Source organism: Mesorhizobium sp. M1307, from assembly GCF_040318155.1.
Lineage (GTDB): Bacteria > Pseudomonadota > Alphaproteobacteria > Rhizobiales > Rhizobiaceae > Mesorhizobium.
Genome location: NZ_JAMYLR010000036.1, coordinates 1 through 20,909, shown reverse-complemented (window position 1 = coordinate 20,909; position 20,909 = coordinate 1). Strand labels below are relative to the sequence as shown.

Sequence of the window (20,909 nt, the reverse complement as noted above, 5' to 3'; positions counted from 1 at the left end):
TCTAATCCGCCTCCGTTACCGGCGGCGGTCGAGGACACAATGCGTAAGCTGCGCATGAGTTTCGTAACGTTGCATTTCTGCCTGTAACATATTCCAATCATTTGACGATTGCCGGTCAGGGCCTCGCAAGCTAACAGATCGAACAGGGAAAAATCCCGGGAGCCGCCGCAGTGACTGCAAAATGGGATTTCTGGATCGACCGTGGCGGCACCTTCACCGACGTCATCGGCCGTGACCCGGAAGGCGCGCTGCACCCGCGCAAGCTGCTGTCCGAGAATCCCGAAGCCTATGCCGATGCTGCCATCCATGGCATTCGCGAGCTGCTCGGCGTCCAACCCGGCGCTCCAATCCCCTCCGCTCTGATCGGCGATGTCAAGATGGGCACCACGGTTGCCACCAATGCCCTTCTCGAGCGCAAGGGCGACCGTGTGCTGCTGCTCATCACCAAAGGCTTCCGCGATGCGCTGAGGATTGCCTATCAGGCCAGGCCCGATATCTTTGCCAAGCAGATCATCCTTCCCGAACAGCTCTATGAGCGTGTCGTCGAGATCGACGAAAGGGTTCGCGCCGACGGCAGTGTCGAGCGCCTGCTCGACATTGCTTCGGTACGCCCGGCTATTGAGCAAGCCAAGGCGGATGGCATCGATGCGGTCGCGATCGTCTTCATGCATGCCTGGAAACATCCCGAGCACGAAAAGGCGGTCGCCAAAGTCTGTCGAAAGCTCGGATTCTCGCAGGTCTCGGTCAGTCACGAGGTCTCGCCTCTGATCAAGCTGGTCGGCCGCGGCGACACCACGGTGGTCGACGCCTATCTGTCGCCGATCCTGGCTAGGTATGTGCAAAGGGTTGCGGCGGAACTGGGTGCCGCGCCAATCTCCCCCCTTGTTGTGGGGGAGATGGCTGCGCAGCAGCCAGAGGGGGTCATCTCAGAAGGCACCGCCAGAGTGTCGAACCCAGTCGAGCCGACCCCACCCGGCGACTTCGCCGCCACCCTCCCCTCAAGGGGGAGGGAAAGCCCTCGCCTCATGTTCATGATGTCGTCGGGCGGCCTCACCGCCGCCGACATGTTCCAGGGCAAGGATGCGCTGTTGTCCGGCCCGGCCGGCGGCGTCGTCGGCATGGTCGAGACGGCAAAACTCGCCGGTTTCGGCAAGGTCATAGGCTTCGACATGGGCGGCACCTCCACCGATGTCGCCCATTACGATGGCGACTACGAGCGCGCCTTCGACACCGAGGTCGCCGGCGTGCGCATCCGCGCGCCGATGATGCGCATCCACACCGTCGCTGCAGGCGGCGGCTCGATCCTGCATTACGAGGCCGGCCGCTTTCGCGCCGGGCCGGATTCGGCCGGCGCCAATCCCGGCCCGGCCGCCTATAGGCGCGGCGGCCCGTTGGCCGTCACTGACGCCAATGTCATGCTGGGCAAGCTGCAGCCCGAGTTCTTCCCGGCTATTTTTGGACCGGGCCAGGACGAACCGCTCGACGTCCAGACGGTTCGCGAAAAATTCGCGGCCCTTGCCGCCGAGATCGGCGACGGCCGCTCCCCGGAAACCGTCGCCGAAGGGTTCATCACCATCGCCGTCGAAAACATGGCCAACGCCATCAAGAAGATTTCGGTGCAGCGCGGCTACGATGTCACCGAATACCTCCTGAACTGCTTCGGCGGCGCCGGCGGCCAGCACGCTTGCCTGGTCGCCGATGCGCTCGGCATGGAGGCGGTGCTGATCCATCCCTTCTCAGGCCTGCTCTCGGCATACGGCATCGGCCTATCCTCTGTATTTGCGTCACGCCAGCAGGCGCTGCTGAAGCCGCTGGCGGACAATTCCGGGCCAGCGATCGATGAACTCATCGCAACGCTGCGCAAAGCCGTCATCGACGAACTCGCCGCGCAAGGCATCAGCGAAGACGCGGTCGTCTCGAGACCGGTGCTGCAGATCCGCTACGACGGCACCGATACCGCGCTGCCTGTGAACTTCGGGCACGGCTCGATTGCGCAGGCCAAGGCGGACTTCGAATCGGCGCACAAGGCACAGTTCGGTTTCGTCTATGACGACAAGCCGATGATCGTTGAGTCGATCGGCGTCGAAGGTACCGATACCGGCGGCACCGGCCGCGACGAAAGCGATTCAGTTGTTGAATACATGGCCGCAAATCCTTCCGGGAACCGGAAAATCTTTGTCGACGGCGTCTGGCGCGACGCCGGCATTTTCCCTCGCGAAACGCTGAAGCCTGGTAACAAGATCGCCGGCCCCGCTTTGATCATCGAGCCTAACCAGACCATCGTCGTCGAGCCGGGCTGGCAGGCCGAGATCACCGCCAAGAACCACGTATTGATGCGGCGCGTCGAGAAGAAGCGCCGACACGCCGCACTCGGCACCGAAGCCGATCCGGTGATGCTGGAGGTTTTCAACAACCTGTTCATGTCGATCGCCGAGCAGATGGGCGTGACGCTGCAGAACACCGCCTATTCGGTCAATATCAAGGAGCGCCTCGACTTCTCCTGTGCCGTTTTCGACCGGAATGGCGCGCTGGTCGCCAACGCGCCGCATATGCCGGTGCATCTCGGCTCGATGGACCGCTCGGTGGAAACCATCATCCGGCTCAACTCCGGCGACATCCGTCCCGGCGACGTCTTTGCGCTGAACGCGCCTTACAATGGCGGCACCCATCTGCCTGATATCACAGTGGTGACGCCGGTGTTTTCCCTCCCCCTTGAGGGGAGGGTGGCCGCGAAGCGGCCGGGTGGGGTCCTCGCAGAAGGCACCACAAGTGCGTCGAGCACTGCCGCAACGACCCCCTCCGGCGGCTTCGCCGCCACCTCCCCCACAAGGGGGGAGATCGGCCAATCGCCGAAGATCCTCTTCTACGTCGCCTCGCGTGGCCATCATGCCGACATCGGCGGCACCGCGCCCGGCTCGATGACGCCGCTTGCCACAACCGTCGACGAGGAAGGCGTGCTGTTTGATAATTTCCGCATCGTCGATCGCGGCCGGTTCCGCGAGAAGGACCTGGAGACGCTGCTCACCGACCACCCCTACCCGGCGCGCAATCCGCACCAGAACATCGCCGACCTCAAGGCGCAGATCGCCGCGAACGAAAAGGGCGTCGCCGAGCTGCGCAAGATGGTCGCGCATTTCGGCCTCGATGTGGTCGAAGCCTATATGGGCCATGTCCAGGACAATGCCGCCGAAAGCGTGCGCCGCGTTCTGGAGCGGCTGCCCGACAGTTCGGAATACGAATATCCGACCGACACCGGCCAAATGATCAAGGTGAAGATATCGGTCGACCGGCGGAAGCGCGAAGCCACCGTCGACTTCACCGGAACGTCGCCGGTGATGAAGAACAATTTCAATGCGCCAGAGCCAGTCGCCCGTGCCGCGGTGCTTTATGCCTTTCGCGTCATGGTCGAAGACAACATCCCGATGAATGCCGGATGTCTGCGGCCGATCAACATCATCATTCCCGACGGCTCGATGCTGAAACCCGCCTATCCCGCGGCGGTCGTCGCCGGTAATGTCGAGACCTCGCAACACGTCACCAACGCGCTGTTCGGCGCCATGGGCGCGATGGCCAATGCGCAAGGCACGATGAACAATCTCACCTTCGGCAACAAGCAGTATCAGTATTACGAGACGATCTGCTCGGGCTCGCCGGCCGGCCGGATGAACGACGGCCGCGGTTTTGCCGGCACCTCCGGCGTCCACACCCATATGACCAATTCGCGCCTGACCGATCCGGAAGTGCTGGAACTGCGTTTCCCGGTATTGCTCGAGGATTTTCATATCCGCGAAGGCTCCGGCGGCGAAGGCAAATGGAATGCCGGCGACGGCACCAGGCGCACCATCCGCTTCCTCGAAAAAATGGAATGCGCCATCCTGTCCTCGCATCGCAACCGCCCGCCGCGGGGACTGGACGGAGGCGGCGATGGCGAGGCCGGTTCGACCAAGGTCCGCCGCAAGACCGGCGCGATCGAGACGCTGAAAGCCTGCGATCAGACCATCCTCGACGCTGGCGAGGCGGTCATCGTGACGACGCCGACCCCAGGTGGATTTGGCAAGTCGTAACGCGCAAGTGTAACGCGCAAGATAAGATGATATCGGCCGCCTAGGCAGGGCAAGGTGGGAAAACGGCGGGCACGATTGCGCAAGCTATGGAAAGCAGGGGGCCTATGGAAAGCAGGGGGCTGAGAGCGATCCGGCGGGACCAAACCGACCGTGGGCCAAAAAGGGTTGCGGGCGCAATTTCGATGTCGGCGGGCGGATCAAACCCTCAAGGGCGAAGAGCAGCTTCGCCATTCTATACCAAAGACTTCCAGGACCGATGAGGACTTAGCACCCATATGGATGAGTATACGCGCCTCCCGAACTATGATCCAGATTTCTGTCGAAGGGTTGCTAAGTGGGGAGCTATAGTCTGTTTTTTGGGAGTTGTTGTGGAGGCCTTCATCTTTTCGCTGGTCGACCCAGCGCGAAGTAGTTGCCCTGGGTGGATCATTCACGGCGGGCAACCCATACCGCTAAAGATGATATTCGCACTGACGCTTTTTCCTGCATTTTGGGCTTGCTTCGTTTTTCTAAGATGGAAACATTTTTCTAAGACGATGCATGCTGCCGCTACAGGTAATTATGTGCCGCCCTTATCAAAACTCTTAGGTCATCCCAAGATCGATCCGTTCACATTCCCTCATGATCAAGTGTTTCGAACGGTGATCGTGCTGTGGTGCATATTCTGCACAAGCCCTCTTTGGTTGATGCTCACTTTCTGTACAAATACATTTGGCTATCTTGGTTTCAACCGCTGACAAACTCATGAAAACTGCGACACCGGAACCGACATTTGGGGATGCTCGCCTGCCTCTACGGATTGATCGTAGATTCATGAACTACGATTCGACTGGCCCTCGATTTTCCAGCCAAATTCGCTGCCAAGTAAGGTTGTGCCAAGGCACCACCTAATTTTGCGCGCCACAGCAATGCTTGAGCCGGCGTCAACAGGCTGTCACCGGCCTGTCATCACCCTGCGCTACCCGCTTGCGGCAACGCAAACGGGGAATCGCCTTGCCATGACGGACATTTCTGGGGACCTGGTTTTTCGCCGCGGCAAGGAAGTCGGCAAGGCCGTCTACCAGAACCGCCCGCTGTCGAAAGCCGGCATCTCCGAGCGCCTGTTCGCCTTCCTGTTCTCCGGCCTCGTCTATCCGCAGATCTGGGAAGACCCCGAAATCGACATGGACGCGATGCAGCTCGGGACGGGCCACCGCATCGTCACCATTGCCTCCGGCGGCTGTAACATCCTTGCCTATCTCACCCGCTCGCCGGAAAGGATCGATGCCGTCGACCTCAACGCTGCCCATATCGCGCTGAACCGCATGAAGCTCGAAGCCGTCCGTCACCTGCCGTCGCAGGGCGACCTGTTCCGTTTCTTCGGCGCGGCTGGGACCGGGCACAATTCACAGGCCTACGATCGCTTCATCGCACCGCATCTCGACCCGGTCAGCCGCCATTATTGGGAGCGCCGCAACTGGCGCGGCCGTCGCCGCATCGCTGTCTTCGACCGCAATTTCTACCAGACCGGCCTGCTTGGCCTGTTCATTGCGATCGGCCATCGCACCGCAAAATTCTTCGGCGTCGACCCGGCCGGCATCATGGACGCCAAGAGCATCGCCGATCAGCGCCGCTTCTTCGACGAAGAGCTGGCGCCGGTCTTCAAAAAACCGCTGCTGAAATGGGCGACCTCACGAAAAGCCTCGCTGTTCGGCCTCGGCATTCCGCCGGCCCAGTACGATTCGCTGATCACCTCGGGTGACGGCACCATGGCCAGCGTGCTGAAGGCACGACTGGAAAAGCTCGCCTGCGATTTTCCGCTGAAGACCAATTATTTCGCCTGGCAGGCTTTCGCCCGCCGCTACCCTGATCCGGGCGAGGCCGCCCTGCCCGCCTATCTCGAAAAGTGCAATTACAAGACGATCCGCAACAATGTCGATCGCGTTGCCATCCACCACGCCAATCTGATCGAGTTCCTTGCCGGCAAGGATGCCGGCTCGGTGGATCGCTTCGTGCTGCTCGATGCACAGGACTGGATGACCGACCACCAGCTCAACGGGTTGTGGGCCGAGATCACCCGAACCGCCTCAACCGGCGCCCGCGTCATCTTCCGCACCGCAGCGGAACCCAGCCTGCTGCCCGGCCGCGTCTCGAATTCGCTGCTCGATCAGTGGCGCTACGAGAACGACGCCTCGCGCGAGTTTTCGGCGCGCGACCGCTCGGCCATCTATGGCGGCTTCCATCTCTATGTGAAGCGGTCCTGATGAGCACGACCGACTTGCCGGCCAGCCATGCCGAGCTGATGGACGGCGTCTACCGCTGGCAGCGTCATATCTACGACCTGACCCGCAAATACTATCTGCTCGGCCGCGACCGGCTTATCGCCGGACTGGATGTGCCGGCCGGCGGCACCGTGCTCGAGCTCGGCTGCGGCACCGGCCGCAACATCATCCTCGCCGCCCGCCGCTATCCCGGCGCGCGCTTCTTCGGCCTCGATATTTCGGCCGGGATGCTGGAGACGGCCACCGCTGCCCTTGCCCGCGAAGGCCTCTCCGGGCGCGTCACCCTGGCGTGCGGCGACGCCACCGATTTCGACGCGAAAGCACTGTTCGGCGTCAAAAGTTTCGACCGCATTTTTGTCTCGTATTCGCTGTCGATGATTCCCGGCTGGGAGAAGACAGTGTTCGCGGCTCTTGCTGCCCTGTCACCGGGCGGCTCGCTGCACGTCGTCGATTTCGGCCAGCAGGAGGCCCTGCCCGGCTGGTTCCGCACGCTGCTGCGCGGCTGGTTGAGAAAATTCCATGTCCAGCCGCGTGAAGTCCTGCGCGACGTCCTGGAATCGGAATCTGCGAGAGTTGGAGCAAGCCTTCGATTCAGAACACTTTATCGCGGCTACAGCTGGCTCGCCGTGATCAAGATCGCCATCTAATATCAATTTTGGCGTGGAAGGTTTTGGGGCTCCAATCCTAAATGGGGGCCGTGGCTGAAATCAGTTTAATTGGCTAAATCACACATTGCCATGTGACCCAAGGAGTGGTACATTATCTCCTCGCCGGAAGCATGGGATGATCATCGGATCTAGAGATGGATGGCTGCGGGCTTTCTTCGTGGACGACACCCATTCCCGCAATATTCCGTCCGATCTCGAAAGCCGCTTGTTCCGCAAGCTCCAGATGATTGACGACGCGGCGATCGATCAGGATTTGCGTGTGCCGCCCAGCAACCATTTCGAGAAGTTGCGCGGCAATCTCGAAGGTTTCCATTCGATCCGTGTCAACAAACAATGGCGGCTGGTCTTCCGCTGGGACGGGGGCCGGGGCGAGGCGTCGGACATCTATCTCAACGACCACAGCTATATATAAGTGAGGTGAGACATGTTGATGACCGCACGCAAGCCAGCAACGGTTGGCGAAATTCTTACGGAAGAATTCATGCAACCACTCGGCCTGACACAGGCGGCTTTGGCCGAAGCTATGAGCGTCCAGCGCAAGCATGTGAACGAATTGTGCAACGGCCGCCGCAACGTGACGGCGGCTACCGCGCTCATTCTGGCGCGGGTGTTTGGCAACAGCCCGGATTTCTGGTTGAACGTCCAGCGCCGTAACGATCTTTGGACGGTTATGAATTCACCCGACGAGCGGGCGCGTGTTGATCGCGCCAAGCCTTTGGCGACAGCCGCATAGACAAGACTGCGACCGCCGCATTCCTCAGTGCAGCGCCTTGATCAGCGCCGCCACCATCGCCTGCGGCCGGTAGCCGAGCCTGGCCGGCGTCAGCCCGAGCCGCACCACAACCAGCTGCTCTGAGGGGATGATGGCAACCGTTTGCCCATCATGCCCCTCCATCCAATAGGTGTCCTTGGGCACGCCGGCGGCAGTGCCGGCGCCGGGGTTTTCTTCGTCGCCCGGTCCTTCTATCCATAATTGCCCCTTGCCGTAGACTTTCGAGGCAGTTGCCGGTTCCCGCATCCAGTCGACGAAGCCGGCGGGCAGCATCTCCTGGCCGTTCCAGACGCCGCCCTGCAGCAGGAACTGGCCGAAGCGCGCCCAGTCGCGTGCCGTGGCATAGAGATAGGACGAGCCGACGAAGGTGCCGTGCTCGTCGGCCTCAAGCACAGCGCTCTGCATGCCGAGCGGATCGAACAGCGCGGTCCTCGGCCACGCCAGTGCCTTGTCCTTGTCGCCGATTGCGTCCTGCCACAGCCTGGACAGCATCACCGCCGTGCCGCTCGAATAGGAAAACACCTTGCCGATCTCGCCGGTCAGCGGCTTGGATCCGGCAAAGCCCGCCATGTCCGGTTCGAGATAGAGCATGCGCGTTACGTCGGCGACGTCGCCATAATCCTCGTTGAATTCCAGCCCGCTCGACATCGCCATCATGTCGGCGAGGCTGATCACGGCGCGGCCATCTCCCTTCCAGGGACCGAACAGACCCTGGTTGGTCATCGCCAGCTTGCCCTCCTTCACCAGCGTGCCGACGATCGCCGCATTTACGGTCTTGGTCATTGACCAGCCCAATAGCGGCGTCTTTTCGGAAAAGCCGTCGCCATAACGCTCAGCGACGATGCGGCCGTTCTTGACCACCACGACCGCCCGCATGCCGGCGCCGGTCATGGCTGGATCGTCGAGGACTTTCGCGACCTCGGGATCCTGCGAGGCATCGGCCTTGTCGCCCTCCGGCCAGATCAGATCGGGCAGCGGCGCCGGCGTCGGTGCAGCTCCGGCGACAGCCTTGGCGGCGGCAATATCGCCGTCGGGAACCGAGGCGCAGCCGAGCCCCTCGCGGGCGACCGCGACACTTTTGCCGAGCGCGCCGAACAGGCCGGCCGAAACCGTTCCCTTCTCCTTGTCGACCGACACTCTCATCAGCTTCAGCAGCGGATGACCCGGCGCCTGCACATCGACGGCGAGCACGTCGTTGGCGTCTCGCCCGGCGATGAAGACGTTCGAACAGACGATCTTGGCGGCATAGCCGGAACCGACGCGGATCAGTTCCGGCGGCGCGAAATACAGCCAGCCGGCGAGTATCGCGGCGGCCAGCACAGCCAGGCCGAGCAGCCATTTGACGAACTTCAGGAGGATCTGCATTTTTTCGAATTCCCCTGAGCGCGATCTATGTCATCGATTTGCCGCCATTGTTTCGGCAAAATCGCGGCTCTTGTCGAGCGCCGTCAACCGAATATCAACCATGATCGGCGATCACAGGTGCATGTCGCCCAGAAGTGCGCAGCGGTTTTGGGACAACGACATGCATAGACAAAAGAGCTAAGCGCGTCGAAGCGACGCGCTTAGGACAGACCGGGCGATCCTGTGGGGTGACCGTCCGGCGGGGGCTTGAATGCATGCGTCCCAAAACTGCGTAACGGTTTGGGAATGCATGAAACGAAGATCCAGGCGCGTCGCGTAAGTCAGTTTCAAACGCGCCGCGCCCGGTCGAGGGGCCACCCGCGGAAAGACCCATCAGCGGCCGGCTGAAACCGGCTCAGGAAGTAGCGATGCGCCGTTTCGCGGTCCTCATCACGCTGATGCTGCTTGGTGCCTGCTCGACGGTCGAGGATCTGACGCCATCGCTGTCGTCGTCCAGCGCCCCGACGGTTGCGGTACGCGCGCCCCGTTTTGCCGATTCCGACCCGCATGAATGGGATAGCGGCGCACCGTGGAGCTACGCCGTCCACGGCACCGACGTCTCCAAATACCAGACCTCGATCGACTGGCCGGCGGCCAGGGCCAGCGGCATCTCCTTCGCCTTTATCAAGGCAACCGAAGGCGGAGACCGTTTCGATGAAGCTTTCAACGAGCATTGGAGCCGCACGAAGGCCTCGGGCGTCCCCCGTGCCGCCTATCATTTCTTCTACTTTTGCACGCCGGCCGCTACCCAGGCGCGCTGGTTCATCCAGAACGTGCCCAAAGACGGTTCGGCGATGCCGCCGGTTCTCGACATGGAATGGAACCCGAAATCGCCGACCTGCAAGCTGCGGCCCGATCCCGCCACGGTACGCAGCGAGATGAGCACGTTTCTCGAAATCGTCGAAAAATACTACGGCAAGAAGCCGATCATCTACACGTCTGTCGATTTCTTCGAAGATAACGGTTTATCGGGCTTCCGCAATTACCCCTACTGGCTGCGCTCCGTCGCCGGGCACCCGCGCCAGAAATACGGCAGCCATCCCTTCACCTTCTGGCAGTATACCGGAACGGGTGTCGTGCCGGGCATGGCCGGAAACGCCGACATCAGCGTCTTCAACGGCTCCGAAGCCGCGTGGAAGAAGTGGTTGCGGCAGAACACCCGTTGACACCAGGCCTGCCGCCTGCTTTTCGACACAGCCAACGACGAATGCCTGCAACCGCCGGTAATCTTCTTGGAAGGATAGCGATGCGATTGCGCTTTGGACTTCTCGCGGCGCTGCTCCTGACCGCCGTGCCGGCCGCGGCACAGCAATGCGGCGGGGATTTCGAGTCATGGAAGCACGGCGTGGCGGCGGAGGCCAGGGCGGCCGGCGTCGGCGCTGCCGGCCTTGATGCGCTGGAAAACGCCACCCTCGATGAGAAGGCGTTGGCACGCGACCGCGCCCAGGGCGTCTTCACCCAGACCTTCATCGAATTCTCGAACCGCATGATCTCGTCGCATCGGCTGAAGCAAGGTGCGGCCAATCTGCAAAAATATGCCGAGGTCTTTGTCCGCGCCGATCGCGAATACGGCGTGCAGGCGCCGGTCATCGCCGCCTTCTGGGCCCTGGAGACCGATTTTGGCGCCGTGCAGGGCGATTTTCATACGCTGAACGCGCTGGTGAGCCTTTCGCATGACTGCCGCCGCCCGCAGTTGTTCCGGCCGCAGATCGTCCCGCTGCTGATGTTGATCGATCGCGGCGTCGTGCCGGCCGACGTCACCGGTGCCTGGGCCGGCGAGATCGGCCAGACGCAGATGTTGCCTTCCGACTATCTCGGCCACGGCGTCGACGGCGACGGCGACGGCCTGGTCGACCTGCGCGGCAGCGCGCCCGATGTGATCATGAGCACGGCCAGCAAGATCCAGTCGCGCGGCTGGAAGCGCGATCAGCCCTGGATCGAGGAAGTCCGTGTGGCCGACGATTTGCCGTGGGAGCAGACGGGGCGCACCAACAAGCTGCCGTTGACGCAGTGGGCGCAGTGGGGCGTTACCAGGCCCGACGGTACGCCGCTTCTCGACAACGGCCTGAAGGCCGGCCTGGCGCTGCCCATGGGTCGCAAGGGGCCTGCCTTCCTGACCTACGACAATTTCGACGTCTATCTCGAGTGGAACCAGTCATTCACCTATGCCCTGACCGCGGCAAATCTTGCCGCCCGGCTGGGGGGCGCGCCGCGATTCGATCCGCGCAGCCCCGAACCCGGCCTCAACGGCGACCAGATGAAGGCGCTGCAGACCAAGCTCGAGGCGAAAGGCTATGACGTCGGCACCGTCGACGGCATACTGGGCACCAACACCCGCGAAGCGATCCGCAAGGAGCAGAAGCGGCTGGGCATGCCGGTCGACGGCTGGCCGACGCCGGAGCTGCTGGCGAGACTGTGAATGGTGAATGGTGAATGGTGAATGGTGAATGGTGAATGGTGAATGGTGAATGGTGAATGGTGAATGGTGAATGGTGAATGGTGAAAAAGAATAGCACCGGAGCCGCACTGAGCACCAGAGGTTACTACTATTCACTATTCACTATTCACTATTCACATCACCGCCTGGCAAGCAGGAAATCGATGAACGCTCGCAACGGTGCCGGAACCTGGCGGGAACTCGCGTGATATAGATAAAAGCCCGGAAATCTCGGCGACCAGGCGTCGAGAAAGCGGATGAGCTTTCCCGCTTCGATCCATGGCCGGACCTGATATTCCAGCATGTACGCCACGCCGACCCCATCCAGAACCGCCCCGATCATCAGTTCCGTATCGTTGACCGTCAGGCCGCCGCTGACAGCCACTTCCAAGGCACGTTGGCCCCGGGCGAACTCCCAGCGGTAGAGATTGCCGCCGCTGGGCCACTGGAAATTGATGCACTGGTGCTGATGCAGATCCGCCGGGTGACGGGGTATCGGGCGATGCTCCAGGTAGCTCGGCGCGGCCACTGCGGCCATCTCCAGTTCGTCACTGAGTTTTACCGCCACCATGTCCTTGTGCAGCCGCTCACCCAATCTGATTCCGGCATCGAAGCGGCCCTCGACGATGTCGGTGAGCATGTCGTCGACAATGATTGTGAGGGCGATATCGGGATAGGCCCGGCGGAAATCGCCGAGGATCGGCGCGATGAAACGCGTGGCGGCAATGCGCGGAACATTGATGCGCAGCGAGCCTGCCGGCCGGCCGCGTGATGCATGCGCGTCGGCGACGGCCCCTTCCAGTTCGCTGAACGCCGGTGCGATGCGGGCAAACAGCTTCTCGCCCTCAGCCGTCGGCGACATGCTGCGCGTGGTGCGGTTGAGCAGGCGGACACCGAGACGCTCTTCCAGCCCACGTATCGTCTGGCTGAGTGCTGGAGGCGAAATCCTGAGTTTGGCCGCGGCGCGGACGAAGCTGCCCTCTTCGATGATTGCTGCAAATGCCGTGAGTTCGGAAAACTCGGTTCCGCGCATTATGTACCCCAGCCTTAACAAGTCAGTAAGATAATAGGCTATTCTCTGAGCAATAGCATGCCCATAGCTTTCCCTGGAACGCCCGCTCGATCGAGGCGGCCGTAATCAGACGGAAGGAACAGCCATGCATCGTCCACTCGAAGGCAAAACCGCACTTGTGACCGGCAGCTCGCGTGGCATCGGGCGCGCCATCGCCGAGGGGCTCGCGGCCAAGGGTGCTGCCGTGGTCGTCAACTATGTCGGCAACGAGAAAGCAGCCAGGGAAGTGGTTGCCGCCATTGAAGGGATTGGCGGAAAAGCCGTCGCCATCCAGGCGGACGTCTCCAGCATCCCCGACATTCGCAGGCTGTTCGACGAAACCGAACGGCAGATGGGGCCGATTGACATCGTCGTCGCCAATGTCGGCGTCGCTGTCATAAAGCCGCTCGTCGAGGCCACCGAAGCGGACTTCGATCACGTGTTCGGCGCCAATGCCAAGGGCACCTTCTTCACGCTTCAGGAAGCGGCGCGCCGCGTTCGTGACGGTGGCCGCATCATTGCCGTTTCCACCGGTGGAACCAGGATGTTCTTCACGCAAACGGCGCTTTATCTCGGCAGCAAGGGAGCCGTCGAGCAGTTCGTCCGCGTCCTCTCGCGCGAACTCGGCCCGCGCTCCGTCACCGTGAATGCGCTTTCACCAGGCTTCACCGACACCGACCTGCTCCCCGAACGGGACCGCGCCGTGGCCGCCGGCATGTCGCCCTTCGGCCGGATCGGAGCACCGCACGACGTCGCCGATGTCGCGGTTTTCCTGGCCTCGGACGAGGCTCGCTGGCTTACCGGCGAGAACATCCAGGCCGGCGGCGGCGTGGCCTGACTGAATGGTGAATGGTGAATGGTGAATGGTGAATGGTGAATGGTGAATGGTGAATGGTGAATGGTGAATGGTGAATGGTGATAATTCACCGAAGCGGACGGAACGCAAGAACTACTTCTATTCACTATTCACTATTCACTATTCACTAATCCGCCATCGTCTCCAGGCTGGCAAACCCCTGCGGCGCATCGCCTTCGTCGAATGGCGTCGCCACCTCGACGAAAGTGTCGGGATAGAAGCCGTTGAACCGTGTTCGGAGCGACAGCGAATAGGCGCCGATATGGCCGATCTCGATCCAATCGCCGGTATCGACGGTTTCGGGCAGCCAGAACGGCCGCGACAATATATCGACGGAATCGCAGGTCGCGCCGCAGACCTTGAACGGCACGATGGTCTTGTCCTCGCCATTGCGCGAGCGGATCGCCGGATCGGGGATGAAGCGCGCCGGCAGCGTGATCTTGCCGGTCCATGAATCCGACAGCGACGCCCAGATGCCGTCATTGATGTAGAGCCTTTTGCCCTTGCGCAGCAGCACGCGCACGATCAGCGACAGGCAGCGCGCCACGATCACCCGGCCGGGCTCGGCCACCAGCGGCATCTGGTCGAACTGGTACTCCTGGAGGTCGCCCGACAGCCGCGACATGATCTGGCCGAGCGACGGCATTTCCGGCTTGCGGCTGTTCGGATCATGACCGTATTCGGCGGGAAAGCCGCCGCCGACATCGAGCCCGGCAATGTCGAAACCGACGCGGTTGCGCACCCAGTCGGCGGAGGCCAGCGCCCGCTCATAGGTGTCGGGATCCTCGATCTGGCTGCCGACGTGAAAGCACAGCCCGACCTTGTAGCCCGTCCGGTTCAGCCGTTCGGCCAGTTCGACCGCATTGGCCGGTCCGGCGCCGAACTTCTTCGACAGTTCGTAGGCCGCCGAGCCTTTCGTCTGGATCCGCACGAACACGGTGATGGCGCCCGGATCGATGTCGAGCGCCCGCACCACCCTGGTCAGCTTGGTGACCTCGTCCTCATGGTCGAGCGAAATGACGCGGATGGCGTATTTTTCCAGCGCCAGCCTGATGTCCGACTGCGCCTTCACCGGGTGCATGTAGAGCATCTCGGCGTCCGGCGAGACGGCGCGCACGGCGGCGAATTCGCCGGGCGAGGCCACATCGAAGGCACCGACGCCGGCCTCGACCAGGGCGTTGAGCACGATCCGCTCGCCATTGGTCTTGACCGCATAGGCGGTCTTGCCGGGAAACATGCCCATGAACTGTTTGGCGTCCGCCTTCAGCACCTGCGGGCGGAAGCAATAGATCGGATCGTCCGGGCGAAGCGCCAGCGCTGCCTCGCGGGCATTTTCGAATCGCTGCATGGACGAATCCCTTGACTGAGGCTGCGCACAATTAATCCAAGCTAGCGGCTAATGAAAACAATTCTATGTCTCGCCGCCCTGGCTTCGCGGCGCTACGCCGGTGCTGCAGGCCGGTTATGAGCGAGCTAGGCCATCGCTCAGGTTTCGGGTGGCCCTTGCGGCCGGATCGGGTATGGCGTGAACAGACGCCTGAAGAGCAAGGCATCTCGTCTGGGAGGACGACCAATGGCGATAGCTGCCACCACCACGATGCGCGGTCCGATGGTGCTCAAGGACTGGGCGCAGCTTCTGCTGCTCGGCGCCGTCTGGGGCGGTTCGTTCTTCTTTGCCCGCATTGCGGTGGCGGAACTTCCGCCGCTGGTGCTGGTGCTGTTTCGCGTCACCATCGCTGCGATCGCGTTGCAGCTCTATCTTGCGGTCCGCGGCCCGTCGTTTCGCCTCGCCTTGCCGCATGCCGGCCTGTTCTTCCTGCTGGCGCTCGCCAACAATGTCATCCCTTTCTCGCTGATCTTTGCCGGCCAGACCGAACTTGGCGCCGGTGTCGCCTCGGTGCTCAATTCGACGACGCCGTTCTGGACGCTGATCCTCGCCAACGCCCTGACCAGCGACGAAAAGCTGTCGTGGAACAAGCTTGCCGGCATCGCCCTCGGTATCGCGGGAACGGCGGTGATGATCGGCCCCGGCCTCGTCGCCGGGCTCGGCGGTTCGGTCTGGGCGAAATTCGCGCTCATCGGAGCGTCGCTATCCTATGCGGTTGCGCTGATGATTGCCCGCCGCCTCAAGGGTGTGCCGTCACCGGTCATTGCCGCCGGACAATTGACCTGCTCGACCATCATCATGATCCCGGTCGTTCTGTTCACCTATGACGCTGCCAATCTGTTTTCGGCCTCGCCGCCGGTGTGGGCGGCGGTGCTGGCGCTGGCGCTGCTGTCGACGGCCTTCGCCTACATCCTCTATTTCAATCTCGTCGCCTCGGCCGGCGCCACCAATGCCTCGCTGGTCACGCTCATCGTGCCGGCCAGTGCCATTCTGCTCGGCTTCCTGTTCCTGGGCGAGCGGCTCGAACTGTTCGAATTGGGCGGCATGGCGCTGATCGCGCTCGGCCTCGTCACCATCGACGGTCGCTTGTTCGGGCGGCGCTAATGCATGTCGCGCAAAGGTGTGCAGCGGTTTTGCGATAACGACATGCATAGAACAAGAACCTAAAGCGCGTCGCATGAGGCCGGTCGAACGCGACGCGCTTTAGAGATGGCGCTATATGGGCGTGATCGCGGGAACAGATGAACCCTGCCATTCCAGACGCCAGATACCGCCTTGCCGGAGATTCTGAACGAGATCGGGAAGGAAGGCGGCAAGGCAGGTCCTGCCAACATGTCTCACGGAAGGATACGCAAGACCGGTCGCGGCGTCTTGCTTGCGGAGTTGCTTCGCCAGCGCCTGACCGGCAGGATAGGCTAAGACAGTATCCGGATCGAGCACCGGGTCCTTGCTGAACTCAGCACCGCGCAGATCGTGAAACGAGCCTATGAAGTCGGCAACGAGCTCCGCGTAGTCGGTGACGTTTTCGAACCGTTCGATCGCGGCAAGCTCGCGCGTCAGATGAAAAGAGACCTCGCCGAGCGCGGTTTCTGCATCGAACGCACAGTACCAGACGCCCCTGGCATCATCGTTGAAACGATTGCCGCCTGGACGGGTGTAAGCGAACGCCGCATTGATGAAGGTGTAGCCCGGTCTCCCGAAAACCAGTTCGCGCGGATCGAGGTCGGGCAATCCCCCTTGCTGCGCCTGAAGACGGCCGCTGGTGGCTCCTTCGAGCTCCGCAAGGTCCTCCAAATCTCCATGATTCCTGGCCAACGGCATCAGGACCGGTTCCTTGAGCCTGCCTGTCGAAATCAGCCGGATCGTGTCGCGCTGGGAAATGTCAGCGCGTGGTGGGATCTGCATTCAAAGTCCACCGCGCAAAGCGTCGATATGTTGGCGAACCTGCAGCAGCTTCGGAATGCCGCCCTCGATCATCACGTCCAGGGGGCGCCGGCCACCATAAAGAGGCCCTTTGTTCGGCAACCGCACCCATTCATCGGCAAGCCCTTCGGAGAACAGAAGCCGCAGTCCCTTGAAGATGCCGATCAGGGCGCTGATGCGTGTCAGCGAATCCTGGGAGAGAACGCCCTCCCACTCGCCTTTCTTCATGCGGAACCAGGTTCTCTCCGACACGTCGCCGATCAAGGTACAGATCTCGGTGCTGGTCAGATGCCAGATGTCTGCGACCCTGACGATGCCGGCAACAGCAGCTGGCGTGATCCGCGCCCGTGCCGAGGCATCCGCCAGATTTGCCGGCAAAGCCTGATTTGCAGGATCGCGAACCGCATAAGCGACACTCATTCCGACCTCCATCACTTGGCAGGCAATATACTGCCAATTGGCAGAAAATTCAAGTCCTGGCTATCTCACAACGCTGCTGGTTGCCCACCGCATTCGTATAGCGTGCAGCATCCGGTTGGATGCGCAAAGGATGCTTCGACGCGTCGAATCTTCAGTCGTTCCGAAAATCGATTCCGATTTCTGCCGCGGTAGCGCTGCCATTCTCGTTACTGCCCCGGCTTTGCCACAAATTATTCACAGGTCCCGAGCCGGCTTTTGACAAAGATTTTCAATGCCTAACGGCAAACGGCAGGTCGCAAATTCCACAATCTCGTCGCATTGCAGCAAAGTTTCTGCTTGCCTGTGGCACAAATGACCCTAGACTCTCGCCATAGCTCTTTAAGAGGAGGCTATGACATGGGACTGACGAGGCCGATCAACGCATTGATGATTTGTGCTGCGTTTGCATTCATCGGCGCCCTCATTATGGGCGTCCTTCCATAAGGCCGCTTAGCGGGGGAAGACCAGCACCGAATATTCCAAACCATTGAAAAGGCCGGGCATTTTGCCCGGCCTTTTGCATTTCCCCGATCTTTGACATTTCAAAAAGGAGCTTGCCGCCTTACGCCGCGGCCGATCCCGCCGCCTCGACTTCGTGCGACCTGATGCCGATCATGTGGCAGATGGCGAAGACCAGATCGGCCCGGTTCATCGTGTAGAAGTGGAAATCGCCGACGCCGCGCTCGACAAGGTCCAGCACCTGCTCGGCGGCCACGGCAGATGCCACCAGCGCATGCGTTTGCGGATCGTTCTGCAGCCCATCGAAACGCTCGGCCAGCCATGCCGGCACCAAGGCGCCGCACCGCGCCGAAAAGTTGGCGACCTGGGTGAAATTGTGCACCGGCAATATGCCCGGCACGATCGGTATGTAGATGCCGGCCCGCCGTGCCCGCTCGACATAGCGCTCATAGAGATCGTTGTCGAAGAAGAACTGGGTGATCGCCCGCGTCGCTCCGTTGTCGGCCTTGCGCTTCAGCATGTCGAAGTCGGTGGCGAAATCAGGACTCTCCGGATGTTTTTCCGGATAGGCCGAGACCGATATGTCGAAATCGCCGGCGCCCTTCAGCGCATCGACCAGTTCGGCGCCATTGGCATAGCCTTCCGGATGCGGCCGGTAAGCCGCGCCGACGCCCTCTGCCGGATCGCCGCGCAGGGCGACGAAACGCTTGACGCCCATATCGGCGAACTCCCGGATCACCGCATCGACCTCGTGACGCGCAGCATCGACGCAAGTCATGTGCGCCGCCGGCGTCAGCGTCGTTTCATTGAGGATGCGCTTGACGGTGCGGGCCGTCCGCTCGCGGGTCGAACCACCGGCGCCATAGGTGACCGAGACGAATTTCGGCTTGAGCGGCTCAAGCCGGGTGACCGTGTCCCACAGCCTTGCTTCCATCTCATCGTTTTTCGGCGGAAAGAACTCGAACGAAACCCTGACCTTGTCGCCGATGTCGGGGCGGCGGGAGAAGCGGAACTGGTTCATCAGGCGGTTTCCCCTATCGGATACGCATTGGCCGGTTGTCTGTCGTTGGAAGGGTCGGCAATCAGCATGCGCCGATCGCGCCCGAGCCAGAGTTTGACGGTGAGCTTGGCCTCGTTGCCGCCGCGCGGCTCGAATTCCTGGCTGTCCTCAAGATCGAGGCCGGCCTCGGAAAACCAGTCGCCAATCTGCCGGTCGGAAAAGCCGAGACGCATATGCGCGTGCTCCTCGCGCAAGAACTCCAGCGCGTGCGGCGCGAAATCGACGATCACCAGCCGGCCGGCCGGGCGCAGCAGACGCGCCGCCTCGCGGATGGCGCGGGCGGGATCGTCGAGATAATGCAGCACCTGATGGATGGTAACGAGATCGAAGGCGTCGCGTTCGACCGGTGGCGCAAAAATGTCGCCCTGGCGCACCTGCGCATTCGAAACGCCGGCCTTGTCGAGATTGGCGCGCGCCACCGTCAGCATTTCGCGCGACATGTCGATGCCGATACCGCGCCGATAGAGCGGCGAAAAGATCTCGAGCAGCCGTCCGGTGCCGGTGCCGAGATCGAGCATCGACTGAAACGGCCGCTTGCCGACGAGCTTGATGAGGGCTGCTTCGACGGCGCGATCCGGCACATGCAGCGAGCGGATATGGTCCCAGCTTGCGGCGTTTACCGAGAAATATTCGGCAGCCCGGTCCTGCCGCTTGCGCTTGACCGCGGCCAGCCGTTCGAGATCACGCTCGACCTGCGGATCGGCGCCGCGGATGCCGGAGACCAGCCTGAGCACGAAATCGCGCGACGCGTCGGAATCCGATAGCCGGAAGAACGCCCACGAGCCCTCCTGGTAGCGGCCGATCAGCCCGGCCTCCAGCAGCAATTTCAAATGGCGCGAGACGCGCGGCTGCGACTGGCCAAGGATTTCGGTGAGATCGGACACGGTCAGATCGCCGCGCGACAGCAGCGCCAATATGCGCAGCCGGCTGGATTCGGCAGCCGCCTTCAATGTATCTACCATCGTGTCGAGAGCGACATGCATGCGAGCATTCTCTTTGAAAAAGATATAAACATATGTTTATGTCGATTTTGATGGGCTTGCAAGCGCTATGTCGCTTCCGGACAAGAAAATGACGCATGCGTGGCGGATCGCGCAAAGTCGGAAGCATGATCGAGGCGAGACCCATGTTCGAAACGCGCAGCGGCGAAAAGCTTCTGGAAACCGACCCGGCAACGATGCCGCCGGATGGCCATGTCGTCTTCATCGGCCGCATCGCTTCGCCTTGGGTCACGCGGGAGACCTGCCCCAAGAACATGAAGGCAGCGCGGGAGATGGGACAGCCGGCGGTTCTCACGATCGATCCGCTCTATCGGGACGGCCTGCTTGGGCTGGAACGCGCTAGCCACGTCATCATCCTGTCCTGGCTGCACCATGCGCCGCGGCAACTGATTGTCCAGAAACCCCGCCATGCCACGGAGCCGAAAGGCGTCTTTTCGCTGCGCTCCCCTGCCCGGCCGAACCCAATTGGGCTGCACGTCGCCAAGCTGGTTGCCGTCGACATCGACACCGGCCGCGTCGATCTCGATGCCATCGACGTGCTCGACGGCACGCCGGTCATCGACATCAAGCCTTATTTCGCCTCGACCGATGCCTTCGCCGAGGCGACCATCGCCGGGCGGGACGAGTCAGGGCCGGTGGAGTGATGAGCGCGCCGACCGGCCGCCGCCGCGCCGTCGCCAAGGCGCTGACAGCGCTCCTGCCGCTGGCGCCTTATGCCGACATGGAAAAGATCCGTGCCGATGCCGGCGCCGTGCACATGAAGAGCTTGCCGCCGAGCATTGCCGTGTGGCTGGCAACGATTGCGCATATTCGCCACGCCCACACCGACTACGAAAAGCTGCTGGCCGAAGGCTATGACCGCGATTCCGCGCGCTTCTTCGTCATCGAGCAGACCAACATCGTGCTGACCCGCTGGCGCGCCACCCGGCTGCTCGACGATGAGGATGAGGCGTAGAGAATAGCAGGCACGCGCGTCGAGTTCTACGGCGCCCCCCTCTGGCCTGCCGGCCATCTCCCCCTCAAGGGGGGAGATCAGCAGCTTCGCCCTAGCCGCCAATCCTGCAACGTTGGTGATTGGCGGAAGCAGACAAGATACCCCATCTCCCC

18 protein-coding genes are annotated in these 20,909 nt (G+C 61.9%); 11 read left to right on the top strand and 7 right to left on the bottom strand.

Annotation, left to right across the window (positions count from 1 at the left end; translation table 11 throughout):
• Positions 1-170: 170 nt before the first annotated feature.
• The 5 genes from NKH16_RS27030 to NKH16_RS27010 all read left to right on the top strand — a co-directional run bounded on the left by NKH16_RS27030 (position 171) and on the right by NKH16_RS27010 (position 7,726).
• Positions 171-4,064 (top strand): hydantoinase B/oxoprolinase family protein, encoded by a 3,894-nt coding sequence (locus NKH16_RS27030; RefSeq protein WP_352742485.1) that lies wholly within the window; start codon positions 171-173, stop codon positions 4,062-4,064.
• Between the two features lie 998 nt (positions 4,065-5,062).
• Complete coding sequence (locus NKH16_RS27025; protein WP_352742487.1) at positions 5,063-6,307, top strand: BtaA family protein; 1,245 nt, start codon at positions 5,063-5,065, stop codon at positions 6,305-6,307.
• The gene (locus NKH16_RS27020; protein ID WP_352742489.1) at positions 6,307-6,972 is read left to right on the top strand and encodes a class I SAM-dependent methyltransferase; all 666 of its coding nucleotides are present in this window, start codon (positions 6,307-6,309) and stop codon (positions 6,970-6,972) included. The genes NKH16_RS27025 and NKH16_RS27020 overlap by 1 nt, the downstream gene beginning before the upstream one ends.
• A gap of 136 nt (positions 6,973-7,108) precedes the next feature.
• Positions 7,109-7,405 (top strand): type II toxin-antitoxin system RelE/ParE family toxin, encoded by a 297-nt coding sequence (locus tag NKH16_RS27015; protein WP_352902747.1) that lies wholly within the window; start codon positions 7,109-7,111, stop codon positions 7,403-7,405.
• A gap of 12 nt (positions 7,406-7,417) precedes the next feature.
• On the top strand, positions 7,418-7,726 hold the full coding sequence (locus NKH16_RS27010) for a HigA family addiction module antitoxin (RefSeq protein ID WP_352453138.1): 309 nt from the start codon (positions 7,418-7,420) through the stop codon (positions 7,724-7,726).
• 24 nt (positions 7,727-7,750) lie between these two features.
• Here the strand turns inward: NKH16_RS27010 and NKH16_RS27005 are convergent, their stop codons facing one another.
• A complete protein-coding gene (locus tag NKH16_RS27005) occupies positions 7,751-9,130 on the bottom strand; it encodes a serine hydrolase domain-containing protein (protein ID WP_352742491.1) in 1,380 nt (459 codons plus the stop codon).
• Between the two features lie 407 nt (positions 9,131-9,537).
• On the opposite strand from NKH16_RS27005, the gene NKH16_RS27000 reads away from it, so the two are divergent.
• Both NKH16_RS27000 and NKH16_RS26995 read left to right on the top strand, forming a co-directional pair.
• Positions 9,538-10,335: a glycoside hydrolase family 25 protein gene (locus NKH16_RS27000; RefSeq protein WP_352742493.1), complete on the top strand. Its 798-nt coding sequence runs from the start codon at positions 9,538-9,540 to the stop codon at positions 10,333-10,335.
• An 80-nt stretch (positions 10,336-10,415) separates the two neighbouring features.
• Complete coding sequence (locus tag NKH16_RS26995; protein ID WP_352742495.1) at positions 10,416-11,588, top strand: lytic murein transglycosylase; 1,173 nt, start codon at positions 10,416-10,418, stop codon at positions 11,586-11,588.
• A 157-nt stretch (positions 11,589-11,745) separates the two neighbouring features.
• Here the strand turns inward: NKH16_RS26995 and NKH16_RS26990 are convergent, their stop codons facing one another.
• Complete coding sequence (locus NKH16_RS26990) at positions 11,746-12,639, bottom strand: LysR family transcriptional regulator (RefSeq protein WP_352742497.1); 894 nt, start codon at positions 12,637-12,639, stop codon at positions 11,746-11,748.
• Positions 12,640-12,763: 124 nt separating this feature from the next.
• On the opposite strand from NKH16_RS26990, the gene NKH16_RS26985 reads away from it, so the two are divergent.
• On the top strand, positions 12,764-13,495 hold the full coding sequence (locus NKH16_RS26985) for an SDR family oxidoreductase (RefSeq protein ID WP_352742499.1): 732 nt from the start codon (positions 12,764-12,766) through the stop codon (positions 13,493-13,495).
• Between the two features lie 145 nt (positions 13,496-13,640).
• Here NKH16_RS26985 and NKH16_RS26980 read toward each other — a convergent pair whose 3' ends face one another.
• Complete coding sequence (locus tag NKH16_RS26980; RefSeq protein ID WP_352456188.1) at positions 13,641-14,861, bottom strand: alanine racemase; 1,221 nt, start codon at positions 14,859-14,861, stop codon at positions 13,641-13,643.
• A 225-nt stretch (positions 14,862-15,086) separates the two neighbouring features.
• On the opposite strand from NKH16_RS26980, the gene NKH16_RS26975 reads away from it, so the two are divergent.
• On the top strand, positions 15,087-16,004 hold the full coding sequence (locus NKH16_RS26975) for a DMT family transporter (protein ID WP_352742500.1): 918 nt from the start codon (positions 15,087-15,089) through the stop codon (positions 16,002-16,004).
• Positions 16,005-16,115: 111 nt separating this feature from the next.
• Here NKH16_RS26975 and NKH16_RS26970 read toward each other — a convergent pair whose 3' ends face one another.
• From NKH16_RS26970 to NKH16_RS26955, 4 genes are all read right to left on the bottom strand, one after another.
• Positions 16,116-16,721: an RES family NAD+ phosphorylase gene (locus NKH16_RS26970; RefSeq protein WP_352820905.1), complete on the bottom strand. Its 606-nt coding sequence runs from the start codon at positions 16,719-16,721 to the stop codon at positions 16,116-16,118.
• Positions 16,722-16,805: 84 nt separating this feature from the next.
• Positions 16,806-17,243 carry an antitoxin Xre/MbcA/ParS toxin-binding domain-containing protein gene (locus tag NKH16_RS26965; RefSeq protein WP_352742504.1) on the bottom strand — a complete coding sequence of 146 codons (438 nt, stop codon included), beginning with the start codon at positions 17,241-17,243 and terminating at the stop codon, positions 16,806-16,808.
• Between the two features lie 601 nt (positions 17,244-17,844).
• Positions 17,845-18,762 carry a methylenetetrahydrofolate reductase [NAD(P)H] gene (gene metF / locus NKH16_RS26960; RefSeq protein WP_023676795.1) on the bottom strand — a complete coding sequence of 306 codons (918 nt, stop codon included), beginning with the start codon at positions 18,760-18,762 and terminating at the stop codon, positions 17,845-17,847.
• Positions 18,762-19,784: an ArsR/SmtB family transcription factor gene (locus tag NKH16_RS26955; protein ID WP_352742506.1), complete on the bottom strand. Its 1,023-nt coding sequence runs from the start codon at positions 19,782-19,784 to the stop codon at positions 18,762-18,764. Before NKH16_RS26955 ends, metF begins: the two co-directional genes overlap by 1 nt.
• Before the next feature lie 143 nt (positions 19,785-19,927).
• Here NKH16_RS26955 and tsaA point away from each other — a divergent pair, with 143 nt between their 5' ends.
• Positions 19,928-20,446: a tRNA (N6-threonylcarbamoyladenosine(37)-N6)-methyltransferase TrmO gene (tsaA, locus tag NKH16_RS26950; RefSeq protein ID WP_352742507.1), complete on the top strand. Its 519-nt coding sequence runs from the start codon at positions 19,928-19,930 to the stop codon at positions 20,444-20,446.
• Entirely contained in the window at positions 20,446-20,757 is a 312-nt protein-coding gene (locus tag NKH16_RS26945) for a DUF2293 domain-containing protein (protein ID WP_352742509.1), read from the top strand. Before tsaA ends, NKH16_RS26945 begins: the two co-directional genes overlap by 1 nt.
• The last annotated feature ends 152 nt before the right edge of the window (positions 20,758-20,909 follow it).

Bases quoted from the DNA above. Each gene is read 5' to 3' on its own strand.
- NKH16_RS27025 (WP_352742487.1), top strand. From the start codon at position 5,063: ATGACGGACATTTCTGGGGACCTGGTTTTTCGCCGCGGCAAGGAAGTC.
- NKH16_RS27020 (WP_352742489.1), top strand. From the start codon at position 6,307: ATGAGCACGACCGACTTGCCGGCCAGCCATGCCGAGCTGATGGACGGC.
- NKH16_RS27015 (WP_352902747.1), top strand. From the start codon at position 7,109: ATGATCATCGGATCTAGAGATGGATGGCTGCGGGCTTTCTTCGTGGAC.
- NKH16_RS27010 (WP_352453138.1), top strand. From the start codon at position 7,418: ATGTTGATGACCGCACGCAAGCCAGCAACGGTTGGCGAAATTCTTACG.
- NKH16_RS27005 (WP_352742491.1), bottom strand. From the start codon at position 9,130: ATGCAGATCCTCCTGAAGTTCGTCAAATGGCTGCTCGGCCTGGCTGTG.
- NKH16_RS27000 (WP_352742493.1), top strand. From the start codon at position 9,538: ATGCGCCGTTTCGCGGTCCTCATCACGCTGATGCTGCTTGGTGCCTGC.
- NKH16_RS26995 (WP_352742495.1), top strand. From the start codon at position 10,416: ATGCGATTGCGCTTTGGACTTCTCGCGGCGCTGCTCCTGACCGCCGTG.
- NKH16_RS26990 (WP_352742497.1), bottom strand. From the start codon at position 12,639: ATGCGCGGAACCGAGTTTTCCGAACTCACGGCATTTGCAGCAATCATC.
- NKH16_RS26985 (WP_352742499.1), top strand. From the start codon at position 12,764: ATGCATCGTCCACTCGAAGGCAAAACCGCACTTGTGACCGGCAGCTCG.
- NKH16_RS26980 (WP_352456188.1), bottom strand. From the start codon at position 14,861: ATGCAGCGATTCGAAAATGCCCGCGAGGCAGCGCTGGCGCTTCGCCCG.
- NKH16_RS26975 (WP_352742500.1), top strand. From the start codon at position 15,087: ATGGCGATAGCTGCCACCACCACGATGCGCGGTCCGATGGTGCTCAAG.
- NKH16_RS26970 (WP_352820905.1), bottom strand. From the start codon at position 16,721: ATGCCGTTGGCCAGGAATCATGGAGATTTGGAGGACCTTGCGGAGCTC.
- NKH16_RS26965 (WP_352742504.1), bottom strand. From the start codon at position 17,243: ATGAGTGTCGCTTATGCGGTTCGCGATCCTGCAAATCAGGCTTTGCCG.
- metF (WP_023676795.1), bottom strand. From the start codon at position 18,762: ATGAACCAGTTCCGCTTCTCCCGCCGCCCCGACATCGGCGACAAGGTC.
- NKH16_RS26955 (WP_352742506.1), bottom strand. From the start codon at position 19,784: ATGCATGTCGCTCTCGACACGATGGTAGATACATTGAAGGCGGCTGCC.
- tsaA (WP_352742507.1), top strand. From the start codon at position 19,928: ATGTTCGAAACGCGCAGCGGCGAAAAGCTTCTGGAAACCGACCCGGCA.
- NKH16_RS26945 (WP_352742509.1), top strand. From the start codon at position 20,446: ATGAGCGCGCCGACCGGCCGCCGCCGCGCCGTCGCCAAGGCGCTGACA.